The organism is Phenylobacterium sp. LjRoot219 (genome assembly GCF_964252995.1).
In the GTDB taxonomy this organism is placed as follows: Bacteria; Pseudomonadota; Alphaproteobacteria; order Caulobacterales; family Caulobacteraceae; genus Phenylobacterium.
Genome location: NZ_CAXUQI020000002.1, coordinates 1,017,836 through 1,035,689, shown reverse-complemented (window position 1 = coordinate 1,035,689; position 17,854 = coordinate 1,017,836). Strand labels below are relative to the sequence as shown.

Annotated in this window: 15 protein-coding genes; 6 read left to right on the top strand and 9 right to left on the bottom strand. The window is 68.4% G+C overall.

Going from position 1 to position 17,854, the window contains the following annotated elements; all coding sequences use genetic code 11:
• Positions 1–28: 28 nt before the first annotated feature.
• The 4 genes from ACSQ14_RS22800 to ACSQ14_RS22785 form a co-directional block, all read right to left on the bottom strand.
• Positions 29–1,588, bottom strand: coding sequence for a transglycosylase SLT domain-containing protein (locus ACSQ14_RS22800; protein WP_436016816.1), 1,560 nt, complete (start codon positions 1,586–1,588; stop codon positions 29–31).
• A 148-nt stretch (positions 1,589–1,736) separates the two neighbouring features.
• Positions 1,737–2,624, bottom strand: a complete 888-nt coding sequence (locus ACSQ14_RS22795) for an amidohydrolase family protein (RefSeq protein WP_436016814.1) — start codon at positions 2,622–2,624, stop codon at positions 1,737–1,739.
• Between the two features lie 30 nt (positions 2,625–2,654).
• A complete protein-coding gene (locus ACSQ14_RS22790; protein ID WP_436016813.1) occupies positions 2,655–3,209 on the bottom strand; it encodes a carboxymuconolactone decarboxylase family protein in 555 nt (184 codons plus the stop codon).
• Positions 3,210–3,211: 2 nt separating this feature from the next.
• A complete protein-coding gene (locus ACSQ14_RS22785; RefSeq protein ID WP_436016812.1) occupies positions 3,212–5,527 on the bottom strand; it encodes a xanthine dehydrogenase family protein molybdopterin-binding subunit in 2,316 nt (771 codons plus the stop codon).
• A 178-nt stretch (positions 5,528–5,705) separates the two neighbouring features.
• On the opposite strand from ACSQ14_RS22785, the gene ACSQ14_RS22780 reads away from it, so the two are divergent.
• On the top strand, positions 5,706–6,686 hold the full coding sequence (locus ACSQ14_RS22780) for a TauD/TfdA dioxygenase family protein (protein ID WP_436016811.1): 981 nt from the start codon (positions 5,706–5,708) through the stop codon (positions 6,684–6,686).
• A gap of 64 nt (positions 6,687–6,750) precedes the next feature.
• Here the strand turns inward: ACSQ14_RS22780 and ACSQ14_RS22775 are convergent, their stop codons facing one another.
• Together ACSQ14_RS22775 and ACSQ14_RS22770 are read right to left on the bottom strand one after the other, a co-directional pair.
• Entirely contained in the window at positions 6,751–8,223 is a 1,473-nt protein-coding gene (locus ACSQ14_RS22775) for an Nramp family divalent metal transporter (RefSeq protein WP_436016810.1), read from the bottom strand.
• Positions 8,224–8,389: 166 nt separating this feature from the next.
• On the bottom strand, positions 8,390–8,917 hold the full coding sequence (locus ACSQ14_RS22770; RefSeq protein ID WP_436016808.1) for a CinA family protein: 528 nt from the start codon (positions 8,915–8,917) through the stop codon (positions 8,390–8,392).
• A gap of 580 nt (positions 8,918–9,497) precedes the next feature.
• Between ACSQ14_RS22770 and ACSQ14_RS22765 the strand changes: the two genes are divergently transcribed.
• On the top strand, positions 9,498–10,592 hold the full coding sequence (locus ACSQ14_RS22765) for a phosphotransferase (RefSeq protein WP_436016806.1): 1,095 nt from the start codon (positions 9,498–9,500) through the stop codon (positions 10,590–10,592).
• Positions 10,593–10,890: 298 nt separating this feature from the next.
• Here ACSQ14_RS22765 and ACSQ14_RS22760 read toward each other — a convergent pair whose 3' ends face one another.
• Positions 10,891–11,124: a hypothetical protein gene (locus ACSQ14_RS22760; RefSeq protein ID WP_436017624.1), complete on the bottom strand. Its 234-nt coding sequence runs from the start codon at positions 11,122–11,124 to the stop codon at positions 10,891–10,893.
• Here ACSQ14_RS22760 and katG point away from each other — a divergent pair.
• On the top strand, positions 11,017–13,206 hold the full coding sequence (gene katG / locus ACSQ14_RS22755) for a catalase/peroxidase HPI (RefSeq protein ID WP_436016804.1): 2,190 nt from the start codon (positions 11,017–11,019) through the stop codon (positions 13,204–13,206). The two genes, ACSQ14_RS22760 and katG, sit on opposite strands and share 108 nt — an antisense overlap.
• A gap of 73 nt (positions 13,207–13,279) precedes the next feature.
• Here the strand turns inward: katG and ACSQ14_RS22750 are convergent, their stop codons facing one another.
• Together ACSQ14_RS22750 and ACSQ14_RS22745 are read right to left on the bottom strand one after the other, a co-directional pair.
• The gene (locus tag ACSQ14_RS22750; RefSeq protein ID WP_436016802.1) at positions 13,280–13,759 is read right to left on the bottom strand and encodes a nuclear transport factor 2 family protein; all 480 of its coding nucleotides are present in this window, start codon (positions 13,757–13,759) and stop codon (positions 13,280–13,282) included.
• A gap of 23 nt (positions 13,760–13,782) precedes the next feature.
• Positions 13,783–14,838 carry a TIGR03619 family F420-dependent LLM class oxidoreductase gene (locus tag ACSQ14_RS22745; RefSeq protein WP_436016800.1) on the bottom strand — a complete coding sequence of 352 codons (1,056 nt, stop codon included), beginning with the start codon at positions 14,836–14,838 and terminating at the stop codon, positions 13,783–13,785.
• A 117-nt stretch (positions 14,839–14,955) separates the two neighbouring features.
• Between ACSQ14_RS22745 and ACSQ14_RS22740 the strand changes: the two genes are divergently transcribed.
• From ACSQ14_RS22740 to ACSQ14_RS22730, 3 genes are all read left to right on the top strand, one after another.
• Positions 14,956–15,570: a TetR/AcrR family transcriptional regulator gene (locus ACSQ14_RS22740; RefSeq protein ID WP_436016798.1), complete on the top strand. Its 615-nt coding sequence runs from the start codon at positions 14,956–14,958 to the stop codon at positions 15,568–15,570.
• 239 nt (positions 15,571–15,809) lie between these two features.
• Positions 15,810–16,199 carry a nuclear transport factor 2 family protein gene (locus ACSQ14_RS22735; RefSeq protein ID WP_436016796.1) on the top strand — a complete coding sequence of 130 codons (390 nt, stop codon included), beginning with the start codon at positions 15,810–15,812 and terminating at the stop codon, positions 16,197–16,199.
• A 173-nt stretch (positions 16,200–16,372) separates the two neighbouring features.
• Positions 16,373–17,761, top strand: coding sequence for an aromatic ring-hydroxylating oxygenase subunit alpha (locus ACSQ14_RS22730; protein ID WP_436016794.1), 1,389 nt, complete (start codon positions 16,373–16,375; stop codon positions 17,759–17,761).
• The last annotated feature ends 93 nt before the right edge of the window (positions 17,762–17,854 follow it).

The following is a 17,854-nucleotide window of genomic DNA, read 5'->3' as shown; positions in this document are numbered from 1 at the left end:
GCGCCGCCTGCAAGGGCCGCGCGCCCGCCTACTTCAAGGCCTGGGTCTTCAGCGCCTGGCTCGCGGCGACCCGCTGCGCCCGGCGCTCGACGACCAGCTGATAGGCCACATAGTATTTGTAGATGTTGGCCACGTAGGTGACGGTCTCCTGGCCGACGCGCTCGGCCGCGATCTGCTCGACATTGCCGAACCAGACGTTCGGGTTCAGCCCACGCGCCTCGGCCTCGCGCCGGAGCTGGCGGACCCGGCCGGGGCCAGCGTTGTAGGACGCGAAGCTGAACAGCGCCTTGTTCAGATCGTCCATCGGTTCATCCTTGTAGTACCGATCGATCATGAAGCGCATGTACTTCACGCCGGCGTGGATGTTCGGCTCCAGCTGGCGAATGTCGCCGACCTTCTGCTCGGCGCCGGTCGCCGGCATGATCTGCATGACGCCGATGGCGCCGACCGCGCTCTTTGCTTTCTGGTTCAGCTGGGATTCCTGGAATCCCTGCGCCGCCATCAGCAGGTAATCCACGTCGTACTCGTCGCTGTACTTCCGAAACAGCTCGGCCATCGTCAGGAACTTCTTCCGTTCCGCGTCGGAGGTGGCGTCCGTCACGTATTTCGTGCTGACGAGGTAGCGCTGCTCGATGATGTTGCCGAACGCCGTGCCGAGGCCGAATTTCGCAAGGAAGGTGTTGAGCGCGGCGGCCAGCTGCGGACTGCCGTGGCGCATGGCCAGCCCCAGGCTGCCGCCGGTGCGCAGGGCCGCCGCATCGTGGACCGTCAGGTTGGGGAGGATCTGCTTCCAGAACTGCGCCAGGTAGTTGTCGACGACGGTGATCGGGATCAGGCCGGCGTTGACCATCTCCAGCAGGTCCTCGTCTTCGAGGTTTCCCGGCGCATCGCGGATCACCACCGGCGGACGGCCCTTCGCCTTCAGCCGGCCGTTCAGCGCCACCAGGCTGTCGTAATACTTGCTGTCGCGGCGGACCCAGACCTGCTGGCCGGACAGGTCGTCGACCGAGGCGATCGGCGGCGCGCCGGGGCCGGTCACGACCACTTCGCTGACGTTGGTCCGGGTCGGGTTGCTGAAGTCCACCCGCGCCTGGAGCTCCGGCCGAACGGTGACCTGGGCGGCGACGACGTCGATCCGGCCTTCCGCCAGCGCCGCGGCCAGCCGGTCGCGCGGCAGCGGCATGAAGACCACGTGGACCTTGGTCGCGTCGGTGGTCTTGAGCCGCTTGTTCAGCTCCTCCTCAAAGGCCTTCCCCAGTTCGTAGGCGACGCCGCGCTGGGCGCCCTTGTCGACGAAGTAGAAGGTGCGGTTGTAGGGGACGCCGATGCGGATCAGGCGTCGCTTGATCATGCCGTCCAGGTCGCCGGTGAACGGCGTGAACCGCATCATCCGCAGCTCTTCCGGCAGGCCGGCCACGTTCGCCGCCGGCGGAAACGGCGCTTCGGCCGGGGATGCGGCCGGGGTGGCGGCGGCCGGCCGCACCTTGGTGTCGGAAGCCTTCGGTGCGCCGCGGTCGCAGCCGATGATCGCAGTCGTTACGCCGAGGAGCGCGAGAACGCGCCGCGCGATGGCGGTGCGGACGGCCATGACGAGGTCCTCCGGTTCACCGGAGGCGACGCACGTGAGACGGTAAAATCATACGCCCCGGACAGCGCTGCCGCCATTGCGGGTCTCCCGCGGCGGCGGTGCGGGATTCCACTAGGCCGCGGGTGGAGGTCGCCAGGGTCGGGCCATCTCAGGGCGCCGGGGTGACCGGTTCCGCTGGCCAGTTGAGCAGCTGGCGGGCCGAGGCCCCGAGGATCCACGCCTTCTCCTCGGCGGCGAGCTCGGGATCGTCGCGCAGCGCGAACAACATCTCCGACCAGCTGTGCCCGGGGATGACGGTGTTGTCGCTGGCCCACATCAGCCGCTGCGGCCCGAACGCTGCGATCGCTTGGCGCAGCAGCGGGCGCAGGCCTTCGTAGGGATAGGTTTTGACGCCGAACCCGTCCTGCGCATGGCTCCACTTCAGCGCGACGTTCGGGAAGTCCGCCAGCTTGAGGACCTCGGCGAAATAGCCGACCTCAAGCGCTCTCTGCGCCTCCGGGGCCGGACGCCCGGGCGGGATGTTGGGGAAGCCCATCCCGCAATGGTCGATGATGAAGGTCTGCCGCGCGAACTTCCGCACGTAGGGCCTGAGCAACTCGACGTAGCCAGGAATGAAGACGCACACCGGCAGGCCCAGGTCCTGGGCGAGCTCCAGCAGCGGCTCGTAGGCGCCGTTGGCGAAGGCCTCGACCTCGTCGAGCGTCCAGACCGGCTGCAGGCGAAAGGCCCGCGCATTCGGCGACGAGGCGACGGTGCGCATGACGCTCTCGAGCTCGGGGTCGCGCGGGTCGATCCGCACGAGATAGGAGAACCGGTCGGGATAGCGAAGGCTGGCTTCCTCGGCGGTCGGCGACGCTGCGCGCCAGGCGCCGTTGGCGAGACGATAACCGGGCTGGATGTGGGTCGGGTGCCCGCCGCCGAACTCGCCCCAGAACTCGTCGATCAGCACCGAGCGGACGCCGAGCGCATCCATCGCCTCCAGTGTCGCCTCGATCTTGCCCCGGCCGAGATGCAGCTGAGCGTCGACGATGTCCATCGATCCGGACTCCTGGTTTCGCGTGTCGACCTAGGTGTAGGTCCGCAGTTCCGAGAATCGGCGGAAGGTCTCGGCGTCCTCCAGCGGGATCCCGTAGCTCTTGGTCAGCATGGCCATCAGCGTGTAGCCGCCGACCAGGGCCGTGACCTCCATCAGCTGGACTTCGCCGTAGCGTTCGGCCAGCGCCCGCCAGGTCGCGTCGCTGACCGCCTGGTCGCGCACCAGCTCCTCGGCGGCGCGCGCCAGCGTCCGGTCGAACGGCGCAAGGCTGTCGGCGCCCTGCTGCGCCGCGGCGATCTCGGCGTCGGTCAGGCCGGCCCCGCGGGCGATCAGCACATGGTGCGCCGTCTCGTAGGTCTCGTCGCACAGCGCCAGCGTCCGCAGCACCAGCACCTCGCGGTCGCGCGGCGGCAGCTCGGACCCGGCGATCAGCTTGGCGATCAGCGGCATCAGCGCCCGGTAGAGCGCCGGATGGGCGACGATCACCCGGGCGAAGTTCATCGCCGACCAGTCGCCGACCAGCGACCGCTGCTCGTCGGTGAAGCTCTGCGGCTGGACCGGTGGAATGCGCGGCGGCTGGTCCATGCTCAAGCGCCTTCCATGACCGCCAGCAGCTTCGAGGGCGTCAGCGGCAGATCGAGCGGCAGGTCGCCGAAGGGCGCAAGCGCGTCGGCGATAGCGTTGACCAGGGTCGGCGGGCCGATGATCGCCCCGCCCTCGCCGACCCCGCGGAACCCGCCCTCGGCCGCGGAGGGGGTGACGATGTGGGTGAACTCGAACACCGGCACGTCGCTGATCGCCGGCAGCAGATAGTCCTTGAAGGTCGCCGCCGTCGGGTTGCCCTGGGCGTCGAAATGCATCTCCTCGAGCAGCACCTCGCCGATGCCCTGGGCGAGGCCGCCGGCGATCTGCCCCTCGACGATCGCCGGATTGATCACCACGCCGCAGTCCTCGCTGCAGACCCAGCGCTTGATCGTCACGAACCCGGTCTCGGCGTCGACCTCGACGATGCAGGCGTGGGCGGCGCTGGTCCAGGTGACCGGCGGGGCGTTGTAGCGGTACTGCGCCTCCAGCCCCATTTCCATCTCGGGCGGCAGCCGGGCCGGCTCGTTGTAGGCGATCTCGGCGATCTCGCGCAGGCTGCGGCTCATCTCCGGCGCGCCGGCGACCCGGATCATGCCGTCCTCGAGCTGAACGTCGTCGGGGTTGGCGTTCAGCACATGGCCGGCGATCCGCTTGATCTTGTCGACCAGGATCCGCGCGGCGCGGATCGAGGCCCCGCCGCCGGACACCGCCTGGCGGCTGCCGGCCGCGCCGGGCCCGAAGCCGCTGCGCGAGGAGTCGTCCTCGTAGATGGTGACGTCGTCGAACGGCACGCCGAGGCTGTCGGCGATCACCTGGGCCATGGTGGTCTGGGTGCCGTGGCCCTGGGAGTGGGTGGTGAGGATCGCCGAGACCTTGCCGCTGGGCTCGACCCGCAGGTGCGCCACGTCGCTGGCCAGCACCGAAAACCCGGTCGCCGCGGTCGGCTCGATATAGGCGGCGAAGCCCAGGCCCAGATAGCGCCCCTGCTTGCGGGCGGCGGCCTGCTCGGCGCGGAAGGCGGCGACGTCGACCTTCTGCAGCAGGGCGTCGAGGCACTCGTTCGGGGTGATGTCGGCGAGCACGAAGCCGAAGCCCTTGTCGGCGTAGGGCTGGTCGGCGGCGGTGATCAGGTTGCGCCGGCGGATCTCGACCGGATCGATCCCGATCTGTTTGGCGGCGGCGTCGAGGAGGGTCTCGCGCGCCAGGGTCTCGATCGCCCAGGGCCCGCGATAGCCGCCGAGCCCGATGGTGTTGGTGAACACCCCGCGCGCCCGATAGCCGAACCGCGGCAGCTTGTAGGCCGGCCACATGAACATCATCGCCGCCAGGTTGGCGTCGGGGAACTGCGGGTAGGCGCCGTTCTGCTGCAGGTAGTCGGCGTGGGCCCCGAGCAGCCGCCCATCCGCGTCGAAGGCGAGCTTCAGGGTGATCTCCTGCTCGCGCGCCAGCAGCGCCGTGGTCAGGTGCTCGAAGCGGTCCTCTATCCATTTCAGCGGCCGGCCGAGGACCAGGCTGGCGGCGATCACCGCCATCTCCTCGCGGCCCGGCTGGTTCTTCAGCCCGAAGGCCCCGCCGACGTCCTTGGCGATGGCGCGAATGCTGGTCTGCGGCAGGTTGAAGGCCAGCGCCAGCAGGCGGGCGACGATCGGCGGGCTCTGGCAGGAGATGTAGACGGTCAGCTCGTCGCCGGCCTTCGAGACCACCACCCCGCGGGTCTCCATCGGCGACTGGCAGATGCGCTGGTGGCGGATGGTCCGGCTGACGACGTGCGGCGCGGTCTTGAAGATTGCATCGAGCTCGGGGTCTGGCCTGGCCTCGGTCGCGGCGATGTTGCCGTCCGAGTCCGGATGGACGCCCGCGGCGCCGACGGCGAGCGCCGCGTGCATGCCGACGACCGGCGCTTCCGGCTCGATGTCGACGACCACCAGGCCGGCCGCGTCCTCGGCGATGTAGCGGTCGTCGGCGACCACCAGGGCGATCGGATCGCCGACGTGCGCCACCCGCCCGCTGGCCAGCGGATGGACCTTGGGGCCCGGCGGCGGTGAGATCAGGAAGAAGCTGACCATCTGGACGTCGAGCGGCGCGAGGTCCTCGGCGGTGATGACGGCGTGCACGCCGGGCAGTTCGCGCGCCGCCGAGGCGTCGATCGCCCGGATCCGGCCGCGGGCGACGGGGCTGCGCACGAAGGCGGCGTGCAGCATCCCGGGCAACACCACGTCGTCGACGAAGCAGCCCTGGCCGGTCAGCAGCCGCGCGTCTTCCTTGCGCGTCATGCGCTTGCCGATGAAGCGGGGCACGGCGAGCCCGGCGGTGTTCATGCTGCGGCTCCGACGTTGTCTGCCGGCCAGCCTAGCAGCTGGGCAGGCTTGGCGGATCGACACGCCGCGCCCGTTCATCTGCAGGCGGCGCTTCACCGCCAAGCGCGGCGCAGGAGGCTTTCCACCGCGCGCACAACGGGTAAGCTGCTGGAAAATCAAGCGCTCAGGGAGGATGCAAGTGGCCAGGATCACAGTCCGCGATCTGCGGGACGACCTGCCGTTCGGCGCGCGCGTCGGCGGGGTCAACTGGGAGACGCTCGCCGACGAGGCGGTCCGCGCCGAGATCAACCAGGTGTTCGAGACCCGCGGCATGATCGTCTTCGAGGACGTCGAGCCGAGCTCGAAGATGCAGGTCGAGCTCAGCAAGGTGTTCGGCCCGCTGAAGGACCACCCGACCAAGGCCACCCCGCGCGACAGCGACAGCGAGGACCTGGCCGCGGGCGTGATCGACATGCACCACGTGCCGAGCGACGACCCGGCCAACGTCGACGGCCTGGTGGAGATCGACGGCCGGCGGCTGGCGCGCTTCTCGCCCTGGCACTTCGACCATTGCTACAACGACGAGCTCAACCGCGCTGGCGTGCTACGGGCGCCGGTCAACGCCCCGGTCGGCGGTCGCACCGGCTTCATGGACGGGGTCCAGCTCTACGCGCAGTTCCCGCAGGCGCTGCGCGACCGGCTGGAAGGCCTGAAGATCATCTACACCCTCGACACCCGGCTGACGAAGATGCGCTTCGGCGTCAACTTCACCCCGCTCGGCGACCCGCCGCAGACCCGCGAGCTGCTCAAGGAGGTGGCGATCTTCCCGCGGGCGATGCACCCGGCCGTCTGGACCCGGAAGTCCGGCGAGAAGGTGCTGCACATCGGCCCGTGGATGTCGGTCGGCGTCGAGCACCACGAGGACCCCGAGGGCGAGGCCTTCTACGAGGAGGTCTGCCAGGCGATCAACCGGCTGGGCGCGGAGGGCTGCGCCTACTGGCACGATTGGAAGCCGACCGACATGCTGATCTGGGACAACTGGCGGATGGTGCACGCCGTCGAGGGCTGCGACGCCCGCTACGAGCGCCGCACCCTGCGCACGACGATCAAGGGCGACTACGGCCTCGGCTATTTCGAGGACGGCAAGAAGATCGGCGAGGTCTACCGCGACGTGGCCTAGGCGTGCGGCCCGGCGGCGTGGCCGCCGGGCATCCTCGGCGGGCGACGACGTCGCTGGCGGGCCTTCACCCGAAGAGCCAGAGTGCGACGAAGAAGCCGTAGAACAGCGCCATCGCGACCAGCGCCGCGCGGCGCCAGAGCGGCGGGCGCAGCTCCAGCGGCAACATGGTGGTGTTGACGTAAAGGATGTGGAGCGACGCCACCACCATGACGAAGCCGGCGATATTTGCGCCCAGCTGCAGCAGGATGATCGGCTGGGCCAAGCCCAGCGCGACCAGGGCCCAGACGACGAACAGGCCGAGCACCCCATAGTAGACCCAGCGTACGTCGCCGTTACTCCACCGGCGCACGCGCCCGCTGCCCGTCCAGAGAATGTCGGTGACGGCGCGCACCATCCCTTCGAGGCTGTTGAGCTGCGTCTTGAACAGCATCCACGCGCCCATGAAGGCCACCATGAGCGCGAGCCAGGAGCCGCCGCCAAGCGATTGGGCAAGCTTTGCCGCGATGCCGGGGCCGCGGATATCTTCGCCGGACGCGATGACGGAGGTGTAGAGGATCGCCGGCAACGCCATGCCAAGCAACGCGCCGCAGAAGAACACGCCCCACTGGTCGACGCGCACAATCCGCCACCAGCCGCGCCAGCGTTGCATGTTGTCGGCGGTCGGCGGAAACACGCAGCCGGTAGGCGCCAGCGCGACCTCGTGGCCGCCGACAGCGGCGGGTATGTAGCCGACGACGCGGCCCATCCCGAAACCCTTGTCGCGCGACCAATTGGACAGCGACAGGTTGCCGACGCCGCCCGTGCCCGAATAGGCGGCGAAGGCCCCGATCAGGAACCAGTCGGCGCCTGGCGGCAGCAGGGCGAAATGGCCGCGATCCCAATCATATCCGGCGAAGCCCACCACAGCGCCGATCCACTTGCTGGGGGGCGCGACGAGCAGACACAGAAGCAAGAGACCGCAGAGGATCACTGCGACCATCACCCAGTTGAGCAATTCGAGCGTCCGCTCGATCCGCCGGCCGACGAGCAGGATGGCGACACACAGCAGATAGACTCCGACGCCGATCCAATAGACTTGCTCTACTTGGCCATCGCCGGCGAGGTTGCCGGTGGCGAGAAAGAAGATGGCGCCCGCCGCCGCACCGGCCCAAGCTGGCCAGCCCGATTGCAGCAGATACATCAGCGCATAGAAGACTGCCCAGAATCCGGCGTGCGGCCGCGTGCGCATGAAGCCGACGACTGCCGGCTCTCCAGTATAGAGGGTGTAGCGGACCAGCTCCATGTTGAACACGGTCTGGAAGAACACCGCCACACCGGTCACCCAAAGCAGAGCGAGGCCGTATTTGACGAAGGTGGCGGGACCAAGCAGCCATTCGCCGCTGCCAAGGGCCGCGCCGAGCAGGATGACGCCCGGACCGATCACGCCCAGCAGTTGGAAGCCCTTGGTCGGCGGCGGTTCAGGCAGTTCTGCTTGCCGCCAGCGCCCCAGCCCCGAGCGCCCCTCATCGCGGGTATCGGAGAGGAAGGTGTCGGGCATCGGCGCTTACCGTGTGGGCAGCTCAGATCACGCGTACAGCTTAGCGCTCACCAGATCACGCCCCTACAACTTGAGTGTAGGATCGCCGCGTGTGCCCGTTCTGGAAGTTGGGTGACGCCAGACCGGAAGACGCCGCATGCGCTGAGAGCGCGGCTCGACGGCCGATCTAGGGGTGCAGAACGCCGAGCGCCAACTCGAGCGCGCCGCCCAGGCATCCTCGGCAGATCGCGGCGTGGCCGACGTCGCCAAATCGGGCTGACCGCGTCCAGGTCAACTCGCCGCGACGCGCGCAGCCGAACCACGCCATGCCGGCCGCGTCCTGCGGATAGCGGCCCGGCTCGGCCGAACAGGTGATCGCCAGCGCGACGTCCGCCTCGGATCGCGCCAGCGCCCCTTCCGCCATCAGCCGCGCGACAGGTTCGGAAACCACGCCGGCGGCGCTCAGCAATTCCAGGGGCACGCCCAGCAATTCGTGCTTCGTCGCGTCGGTGGCGACGACGAATCCGCGGACGAAGACGTCGCCGTGGTCGCCGGCGTCCGCGAGCAGCGACGCCAACAGCCCGCCGGTGCAGCTCTCCGCGGTGGCGATCCGCAGACCCGAGCGGTCGGCCAGCGTCAGCATCCGCTCCGCCAGCGCCGCAATTCGAGCCGAGGGAACGAGCGCCGGCCATTCCGGCGCTGTGGCGAGGTTCACCGCACCAGCCTCAAGCAGCGGTGCGGAGAACCGGCGGTTTCAGGAATTCCTCAATCGTCGCCTCCTGGGCGGTCCAGGTATGCACCTCCTTGCACACCGTGCAGCGAAATGACCGCGGGGCGTTCATCGTTGCGAGGTCGAGCTCAAAGGTGCGGTGGCCGGTCGGCACAAGAGCGCCGGAGGTTGGGCAGGTCGTCATGATACGGGACATCCGCCCACAACGTCGCGGTCAGGATATGGTTGCGAAGCCCCAAGTATCCGGACCCATTGTGGGCGGCGATTAAAGCCACGGTCTCGCCGCATTTGTAGGAAACCCGACACACGTCCCGCCGCGACTTGGCTTGAGCTTTTCTCGAGCGATCTTGCTTGCAGAAGTTGAGCGATAGGACTTCCAGAACACGGGCCTGAAGAATAACTCGGGCCTAGTCTTGGCGGCGGCCAGGTGAAGACCGACCGCGAGTCCGGCGGCGCGCATCTGCAACCGCCGCCCAGTCCCGGCGTCGCCAGGGCGCAAACTGTCGAGACGGCGTCTGCGGCGGCGTGACCAGCTAGTCTACCTGCAGATCAGCGGATCACGTCCATGCCCCGGCTCAGCCCCTTTCCGTTGCCGATCGCCATCGAGGAGATCACGCCGGACTGGCTGACCGCCGCGCTGAGGTCCCGGGCGCCGGAGGCGACGGTCCGCAGCGTCCAGATCGTCGACGTGATCCGCAGCACGACCACCAAGATCCGCCTGCGGCTGGAGCTGGACGCGGCGGGACGGCGAGCGGGGATCCCGGAGCTGGTGATCCTGAAGGGCGGCTTCGAGCCGCACAGCCGCAACGTCGAGATGACCAACATGCACGAGAAGGAGGTCCGCGGGTATCGCGACGTCTTTCCGGTGATGCCGCTGCCGACGCCGGCCTGCTTCTTCGCCGACTACGATCGCGAGCGGCGCCAGGGGATCATCATCATGGAGGACCTGGTCGCCCGCGGGGTGACCTTCTGCCATGCGTCGCGACCGCAGACGCCGGAGCAGGTCGCCCGGCGGCTCACCGACCTCGCCCGTTTCCACGCCAAGAGCTGGGGCAGCCCCGATGTCGCGCCCGGCGGCCGCTGGGCCTATCTCGACGACTTCCTGGTCAGCCTGCAGCCCTTCTTCGACCACAACGTCGCGCCGGAGAACTGGGCCCGGTTCTGCGCCGCGCCGCGCGGGGCGGCCGCGTCCGTGCGCTTCCACGACCGGGAGTGGATGGTCGCGGCCCACGCCAAGATGGTGGCCTTCTCGCTCACTCTGCCCCACTGCGTGCTGCACGGGGACATCCACCTGGGCAACCTCTACGTCGACCAGGATGGGTCGCCGGGGTTCTTCGACACCCTGGCCAGCCGCGGCCCGGGCATGCTGGAGGTCGCCTATCACGTCTCCGCCTCGCTGGATGTGGCCGACCGGCGCGGCGCCGAGCGCGGCCTGGTCCAGCACTATCTCGACGAGTTGCGACGCTGCGAGGTCGCGGTCCCGGCGATCGACGAAGCCATGCGCCAGTACGCGGTCCTGCTGCTCTACGGCTACTTCATCTGGATGACGACGGAGTCGCACTATCAGCCGGAGGCGGTGAACACCGCCAACGCCGCCCGGGTCAGCGCCGCCATGCTCGACCACGACCTGATCGGCCTTTTCGCGGCGCTGCCCGACTGAGCGAGCGCCGCGATTGGTCATGGCGCGCCATGGGTTCTACGCGCTTGCCTGCGCGTTGAACGAAAAGTTGAGATCGGCGACTTCAGGTTAAAGATGCGCGCCGCGTCAAAATACAAGGTATTCGTCGGCCACTTACGGAGTGTGGCCAGAACGCGCCGATCAACATTCATCTAATCGCGTTTAAACCTGCTTTCGGGATCTAACCCGCCATGCTCAACCACGTGCTCTGTGGAACGTTGATCCACGCGCGTCGCGGCGCGGTGACTGCTGTTCGGCCTGGCGGTGGAGATCGATAGATTCAATCGATCGCCTCCATCTCGAAAATCAATTTTACAAAGTGTCGCAGCAGGCGTCGCCTGTCAGAGGCGGCGAATTTCGCCCAAGCGGCCGGCTGCTGGACAGGCCAGTTCGATGGAGGAACGTCATGGACGACAATGCACCAGGCAAATGCCCTGTGGCTCACGGTCAGCGCGGCAGGGGCAACCGTGACTGGTGGCCGGACAGGTTGCGCCTCGACAGCCTCAGCCAGCATTCGGCGCGATCCAGCCCGTTGGAAGCAGACTTCAACTACACTGCGGAGTTCAAGAAACTCGACCTGAACGCGGTGATCCAGGACCTCCAGGCCCTGATGACCGACTCCCAGGATTGGTGGCCCGCCGACTACGGCCACTACGGCGGGCTGATGATCCGCATGGCTTGGCACAGCGCCGGCACCTATCGCATTTCCGACGGGCGCGGCGGCGCGGGCGGCGGCCAGCAGCGCTTCGCCCCGCTCAACAGCTGGCCGGACAACGCCAACCTGGATAAGGCGCGCCGGCTGCTGTGGCCGATCAAGCAGAAGTACGGCCAGAAGATTTCCTGGGCCGACCTGTTCGTCCTGGCCGGCAACGTCGCCCTGGAGTCGATGGGCTTCAAGACCTTCGGCTTCGCTGGCGGCCGCCCGGACACCTGGGAGCCCGAGGAGCTCTACTGGGGTCCGGAAGGCTCCTGGCTCGGCGACGAGCGCTACAGCGGCGAACGTCAGCTGCACAACACCCTGGGCGCGGTCCAGATGGGCCTTATCTACGTCAACCCGGAAGGCCCCAGCGGCAATCCCGACCCGGTCGCCGCCGCGCATGACATCCGCGAGACCTTCGCGCGCATGGCGATGAACGACGAAGAGACCGTCGCGCTGATCGCCGGCGGCCACACCTTCGGCAAGACCCATGGCGCGGGCGATCCGTCCTTTGTCGGCCCCGAGCCGGAAGGCGCGGTGATCGAGGATCAGGGCCTGGGCTGGCGCTCGAAGCACGGCACGGGCGTGGGCTGCGACGCCATCACCGGCGGCCCGGAAGTCGTCTGGAGCCAGACGCCGACCAAGTGGAGCAACAATTTCTTCGACAACCTGTTCAACTTCGAGTGGGAGCTGACCAAGAGTCCGGCCGGCGCCCAGCAGTGGCAGGCGAAGGACGCGCCGGCGACGGTGCCGGACCCGTTCGATCCGTCGAAGAAGCGCGTGCCGACCATGCTGACGACGGACCTGTCGCTGCGCTTCGACCCCGCGTACGAACAGATTTCGCGGCGTTTCCACCAGCATCCGGAGGAGTTCGCCGACGCCTTCGCCCGCGCTTGGTACAAGCTCACCCACCGCGACATGGGCCCGATCCAGCGCTACCTGGGCCCGCTGGTGCCGCAGGAGATCCTGATCTGGCAGGACCCGATCCCCCCGGTGGACCACCCCTTGGTCGACGAGGCGGACGTCGAAGCCCTCAAGGCCAAGATCCTGGCGTCAGGCCTGACGGTCCCGCAGCTGGTCTCCGCGGCTTGGTCGTCGGCCTCGACCTTCCGCGGCTCGGACAAGCGCGGCGGCGCCAACGGCGCCCGCATCCGCCTGGCTCCGCAGAAGGACTGGGAGGTGAACGACCCGGCCGACCTCGCCAAGGTGCTGCAGACGCTGGAGGCGATCCAGAACGACTTCAACAGCGCCGCGGCCGGCGGCAAGAAGGTGTCCCTGGCCGACCTGATCGTGCTTGGCGGCTCTGCAGCCGTCGAGAAGGCCGCCAAGGACGCCGGCACGCCGGTCAAGGTCCCCTTCGCGCCTGGGCGGATGGACGCCACGCAGGAGCAGACCGACACAGCTTCGTTCGCGCCGCTCGAGCCGCTCTCCGACGGCTTCCGGAACTACCGCAAGAGCGGCCTGCAGTTCATGGCGCCGGAAGAAGCCCTGGTCGACCGCGCCGAATTGCTGCGGCTCACCGGCCCGGAGATGACGGTCCTGGTCGGCGGCCTGCGGGTCCTCGGCGCCAACGCCAAGGGCGCCAAGGAAGGCGTGTTCACCCAGCGACCGGGCCAGCTGACCAACGACTTCTTCGTCAACCTGCTCGACATGCGCACGATCTGGCATCCGACCGCCGACGAAAACCTGTTCAACGGGGTTGATAGCAAGACCCTGCAGCCGCGATGGACCGCCACCCGGGTCGACCTGATCTTCGGCTCGCACGCCGAACTGCGCGCCTTCGCCGAGGTCTACGCCTCCGCGGACGCGCAGGAGAAGTTCGTGAAGGACTTCGTGGCGGCCTGGAGCCGGGTGATGAACGCCGATCGCTATGATCTGAAGCCGGGGTACGCGGCTTAGACGGCGCAAGTTCGGGCGGCGGGAAGCAACCGCCGCCCGACGGCGCCGTCCGCTTCCGGGACCGGGCGCCGGCTCACGGCTTCGTCCCGTTCGTAGCGAGCCGCTGGGCGCCCATCATCGCGCCGGCCGAAGTCCGCACATGGGTCCGCTTCAGCTGACGGCTGGTGAACACCCAGACGCCGTCACGCTTCTCGTAGGTCTCGTGATAGAAGCCGAAGCCCTGCAGCCAGTGCTCTTCGCCGTCCTGCCGCCAGAAGATGTTGTCTTCCATGCCCCAGATCCCGACCGCCCGGCTCGGGGAGTCGAAGGTGATGTCGGGCGTGTGCGAGTGGTGGACGGAGATGTTGTCCGCCATCAGCCGGCGAACGTTGACGATCATCTCGTCGCGGTTGTTCCACCGGTCGAAGCCGTCGTTGTGCGAGACGTGATCGGGCGCGTGCAGCGCGTAATAGGTCTCGAAGTCCTTGGTGTCGACGGCGCGGTCGCGCCTGGCCTTCAGCAGCTTGATGTCCTCGATGGCCAGGAGCCGTTCGAGATCCGACATTCCATCCATGGATGTTCCTCCCTCTTGTGACGTTATGGAGTGCGCTCGGCGCCTCCGACTCCTATGACGCGCGGCTGCGCGGCAGACCCAGCCGCCGTTCGGCGACCATGCTGCGAAGCACCTCGCTGGTGCCCCCGTAGACCGTCGTGGCCGCGGAATGCCGGTAGCCCATCTCCACCAGGCCCAGACCCGATGATTTCCTCGCCGAACCATTGGACGTTCTCGAGGTAGGCCGCGCGGCTCTCGTGGCCGAGTTCGGCGCCCACCCAGGTCACGCCGGCCTGCGCCAGCGCGTCGACCGCCTCCAGGTACTGCTCCGCCTCGGCGCGGGTCCGGTCCTTGATCCGCACCTGCGGTCCGATCGAGACGTCAAACGGCCCCGTGCGCCCCTGGGCCGCGCGCAGGTCCTGCAACTGGGCGATCTTGCCGGCGAGCTGGGCGACCGTCTGGATGCCGCTGTCCTGGTTGAGCTTGCTCATGGTCGGCGCGGCGAAGAACGGACACCAGCCGTCGCCCCAGCGTGCGGCCCGCTCGACGGCCTTGTCGCTGCCGCCGCCGATCCACACCCGCGGCTGCGGGTCGGGCGCCGGGCGCGGTTCGTTGCCGGCGGCGGCGAAGTTTCGGCCTTCCTTCACCACCACGCCGCCGGACCAGGCCAGGCGCAGCACTTCGAGCGCCTCATCGAACAGGGCGCCGCGCTGGTGGAAGTCGACGCCAAGCGCCTCGAACTCGCCCTTCTGGTAGCCGCCGCCGACGCCGAGGATCAGTCGCCCGCCCGACAGCACCTGCAAGGTCGCGGCGGCCTTCGCCGTGACGAACGGGTTGCGGTACGGCAGCACGACGATGTTGGTGTGCAGCAGCAGCCGCCGGCTCGCCGCCGCCACGAAGGCCAGGGCGGTGAACGGATCCAGCGCGTCGTGGCCGTTGGCGTGCAGCCAGTCCGCCGACGGCGCCGGGTGGTCGGTGACGTAGCAGGCGCCGACGCCGGCCAGCTCCAGCGCCTGCGCCATCTGGCCGATCGCCTCGATCGACTGGAACTCGCCGCGCGGCGCAATCTCGCCCAATGGAATGGCCAACGTGAATTTCATATGAGGTCAGGCCCTTCGGTAGGTGGTTGCCGCGCTCGCCGCATGAACTTACGGGCGTTAGGTTTGCGATGTAAAGTGGCCGCGCGCTATAGTGGCGGCGTGGGCGACGGTGAATCGGTGCAACAGCGACAAAGAAACCAGCGCGGCGCGGGTTCGCACCTGAGGACCGAGCTGATCCAGGCGGCGATGCGGATCCTCGACCGCGCCCCCGCGGCCGAGCTGAGCCTGCGCATGGTCGCCCGGGAGGCCGGGGTCGCCGCGCCCTCGGTCTATTCCCAGTTCGCCGACGCCAAGACCCTGCTGGCGGAGATCGTCCGCGAGTGCTGGAGCCAGCTCGGCGACGCGATGGCCGAGACCGCGCAGGCGGCGCCGGCCGACGACGCCTATGCTCAGCTCCGCAGCGCGATGGCCGCCTACGTCCGCTACGCCATGGAGCGCCCGTCGCGCTACCAGCTGCTCTACGCGCTGCAGCCGGTCGAGACCGGACAGTTCCCGGACCTCCCGGGCCTGCTGCAACCCGCCTATCGCAACGTCCTGGCCAAGCTTCAGCAGTTGTCGGCCGAGGGCGTGGCGCTGCCGGCGCGGGATGCGGAATCGGCGACCCTGCTGATCATCTCGCTGACCCACGGCCGGATCGCCCTGGCCCACCTGGCGCCCCACCGCGCGGGGAACTCGGCGGCCGGCGTGGAGGCGTTCGTCCTCGACGCCCTGGGGCGGCTGTTCGCGCGGTAGGTCGCTCGGGCGGAGTCCTCAGGCTTGATGTCGATGCAACGGGTCGGACGAGACTCGGCGCGATCCCATGCCGGTCGCTAGCTGTACGCATGTTAGCTAACACCCGTTATCTCGGCGGCGAGTTCCGCGCAATCGGGCACTTGCCGGCCCGCGGATCTCCGAACCATCACCGGCCAGTCCGTCACCTGCGACGCCGGCGGCGTCATGGTCGGCTGAGCCCTCTTCCCTGGAGACATGACATGAGCACCACGGTCGAAACGCGCCTGCAGGCGGTCGAAGACCGTCTGGCCATCTATCAGCTGATCTGCGGCTACGGGTACGCCGTGGACGGTTGCAACGCCGACGCGGTCGGCTCCGTCTACGCCGAGGACGGCGTCTACGCGGTCGGCGACATCGGCGCCTTCGAGGGCCGCGAGCGGATCGCCGCGATCACCCGGGACGAAGGCCACCTCGGCCTGGTCAAGGCGGGCTGCGGCCACCTGTCGAGCCTGCCCTATGTGGTCGTCGACGGCGACCGGGCGACCGCCACCTGCCACACCATGGTGGTGATGAACCGCGAGAACGGCTTCGTCGTCGGCCGGCTGAGCGCCTCGCGGCTGCAGCTGTCGCGCAAGCCCGACGGCGGCTGACGGATCGACCATCGCCAGAACCAGATGCTGAACGGCGATCCGGCCGGCCCCGCCCTGCTGGCGCGGCTGCAGGAAGGCCCTTCGCCGGCTTGATTTGCATTGCCCAATGGGCATTGTATCAACAGCGTGGGCCACGTCGGATGTGGCGCGACGACTCGGACAGGACGATCTCGATGACGGCCAGCGACACCCTGAAGCTCGACGCCGTGCCCCACCGGGTCACGCATCCGCAGCGCATCCCGGCCCAGCGCTACTACGACGCGGAATTCTTCGAGCTCGAGCGCGAGAAGCTCTGGCCGCACATCTGGCAGATGGCCTGCCGGCTGGAGGAGATCCCGGAGGTCGGCGACTGGGTCGAGTACAAGATCCTCGACAAGTCGGTGATCGTCGTGCGCACGCCCAGCGGGGTGAAGGCCTTCCACAACGCCTGCCGCCACCGCGGCGTGAAGCTGGCCAGCGGCCGCGGCAATTGCGAGGTGCAGGGCTTCACCTGCCCGTTCCACGGCTGGCGCTGGAACACCGAAGGCAAGAACACCTTCGTCTTCGCCCGGCAGGTGTTCGACGAGGCGAACCTCGACGCCGCCGAGCTGAACCTGGTCCCTTGCCGGATCGAGCTGTGGGGCGGCTGCGCCTTCATCAACTTCGACAACGACGCGCCGGGCTTCCGCGAGAGCATGGGGCCGGTGCTCGACAAGCTCGACGCGCGCAAGGTCGACCAGCTGAAGATGGAGTGGTGGTACGCCACCGAGCTGCCGACCAACTGGAAGCTGGCGATGGAGGCCTTCATGGAGGGCTACCATGTGATGCGCACCCATCCGCAGCTCTACGCGCACATGATGGTCGAGATGAGCCCCTACGGGCTCGACGCCGGCGCCCGCGCGCCGGAGCGGCGGACCACGCCGCGGGAGTTCGTCGACAAGACGCTGAAGTTCTTCGCCACCAACGGCGAGGGGATGGCTGGGATGATCACCAAGGACGAGGTGGCGATCGCCGAGAGCCTGCGGGACATGGCGCTGCCGGACGACCTCGGCCAGGCGGCCGGCGCCTTCTATGCCCGGGTCAAAGACGAGATCTACCAGGCCGGCCTGGCCCGCGGCCTGCCGGTGTTCGACATGAACAAGGCCGACGCCGAGAACGGCTTCACCTACGTCGAGTTCATGTTCCCGCACTTCTTCCTGCTGCCGTTCTTCAGCGCCATGTCGTCCTACCGGATCCGGCCGCTGACGCCGGAGACCTGCCTGTTCGAGATCTGGTCGCTGGTCCCGATGGCCGAAGACGATCCGCGGCCGCGGGTGACGCAACCGGTGGTCCTGCCGCACGACAGCCCCGACTTCCCGGAGATCCCCCGCCAGGACTATTCCAACCTGCCGATCCAGCAGGAGGGGCTGCACGCCCAGGGCTTCGACTACATGCGGCTGTCCAGCCAGAAGGAAGGGATGATCAGCAACTACCAGCGGCTGATCGACGGCTACCTGGCGGGACTGGAGGCGCAGAAGCTCGCCAAGGCCTCGCGCACGGTGAACAGCGGCTTCGAAGCGCCGGTGCTCGACATCGGCTTCTGAGGCCCTGCGCGGCCGCGGACGGAAGACAACAAAAAGCTGAGATGCGGAAACGCCTCCCCCTGAGGGGTGCGCCGCCAGGGAGGAAGACCGTGC

Excerpts from the sequence above, each read along its gene's own strand:
- ACSQ14_RS22800 (WP_436016816.1), bottom strand. The coding sequence starts at position 1,588 with ATGGCCGTCCGCACCGCCATCGCGCGGCGCGTTCTCGCGCTCCTCGGC.
- ACSQ14_RS22795 (WP_436016814.1), bottom strand. The coding sequence starts at position 2,624 with ATGGACATCGTCGACGCTCAGCTGCATCTCGGCCGGGGCAAGATCGAG.
- ACSQ14_RS22790 (WP_436016813.1), bottom strand. The coding sequence starts at position 3,209 with ATGGACCAGCCGCCGCGCATTCCACCGGTCCAGCCGCAGAGCTTCACC.
- ACSQ14_RS22785 (WP_436016812.1), bottom strand. The coding sequence starts at position 5,527 with ATGAACACCGCCGGGCTCGCCGTGCCCCGCTTCATCGGCAAGCGCATG.
- ACSQ14_RS22775 (WP_436016810.1), bottom strand. The coding sequence starts at position 8,223 with ATGCCCGACACCTTCCTCTCCGATACCCGCGATGAGGGGCGCTCGGGG.
- ACSQ14_RS22765 (WP_436016806.1), top strand. The coding sequence starts at position 9,498 with ATGCCCCGGCTCAGCCCCTTTCCGTTGCCGATCGCCATCGAGGAGATC.
- katG (WP_436016804.1), top strand. The coding sequence starts at position 11,017 with ATGGACGACAATGCACCAGGCAAATGCCCTGTGGCTCACGGTCAGCGC.
- ACSQ14_RS22760 (WP_436017624.1), bottom strand. The coding sequence starts at position 11,124 with ATGCTGGCTGAGGCTGTCGAGGCGCAACCTGTCCGGCCACCAGTCACG.
- ACSQ14_RS22750 (WP_436016802.1), bottom strand. The coding sequence starts at position 13,759 with ATGGATGGAATGTCGGATCTCGAACGGCTCCTGGCCATCGAGGACATC.
- ACSQ14_RS22745 (WP_436016800.1), bottom strand. The coding sequence starts at position 14,838 with ATGAAATTCACGTTGGCCATTCCATTGGGCGAGATTGCGCCGCGCGGC.
- ACSQ14_RS22735 (WP_436016796.1), top strand. The coding sequence starts at position 15,810 with ATGAGCACCACGGTCGAAACGCGCCTGCAGGCGGTCGAAGACCGTCTG.
- ACSQ14_RS22730 (WP_436016794.1), top strand. The coding sequence starts at position 16,373 with ATGACGGCCAGCGACACCCTGAAGCTCGACGCCGTGCCCCACCGGGTC.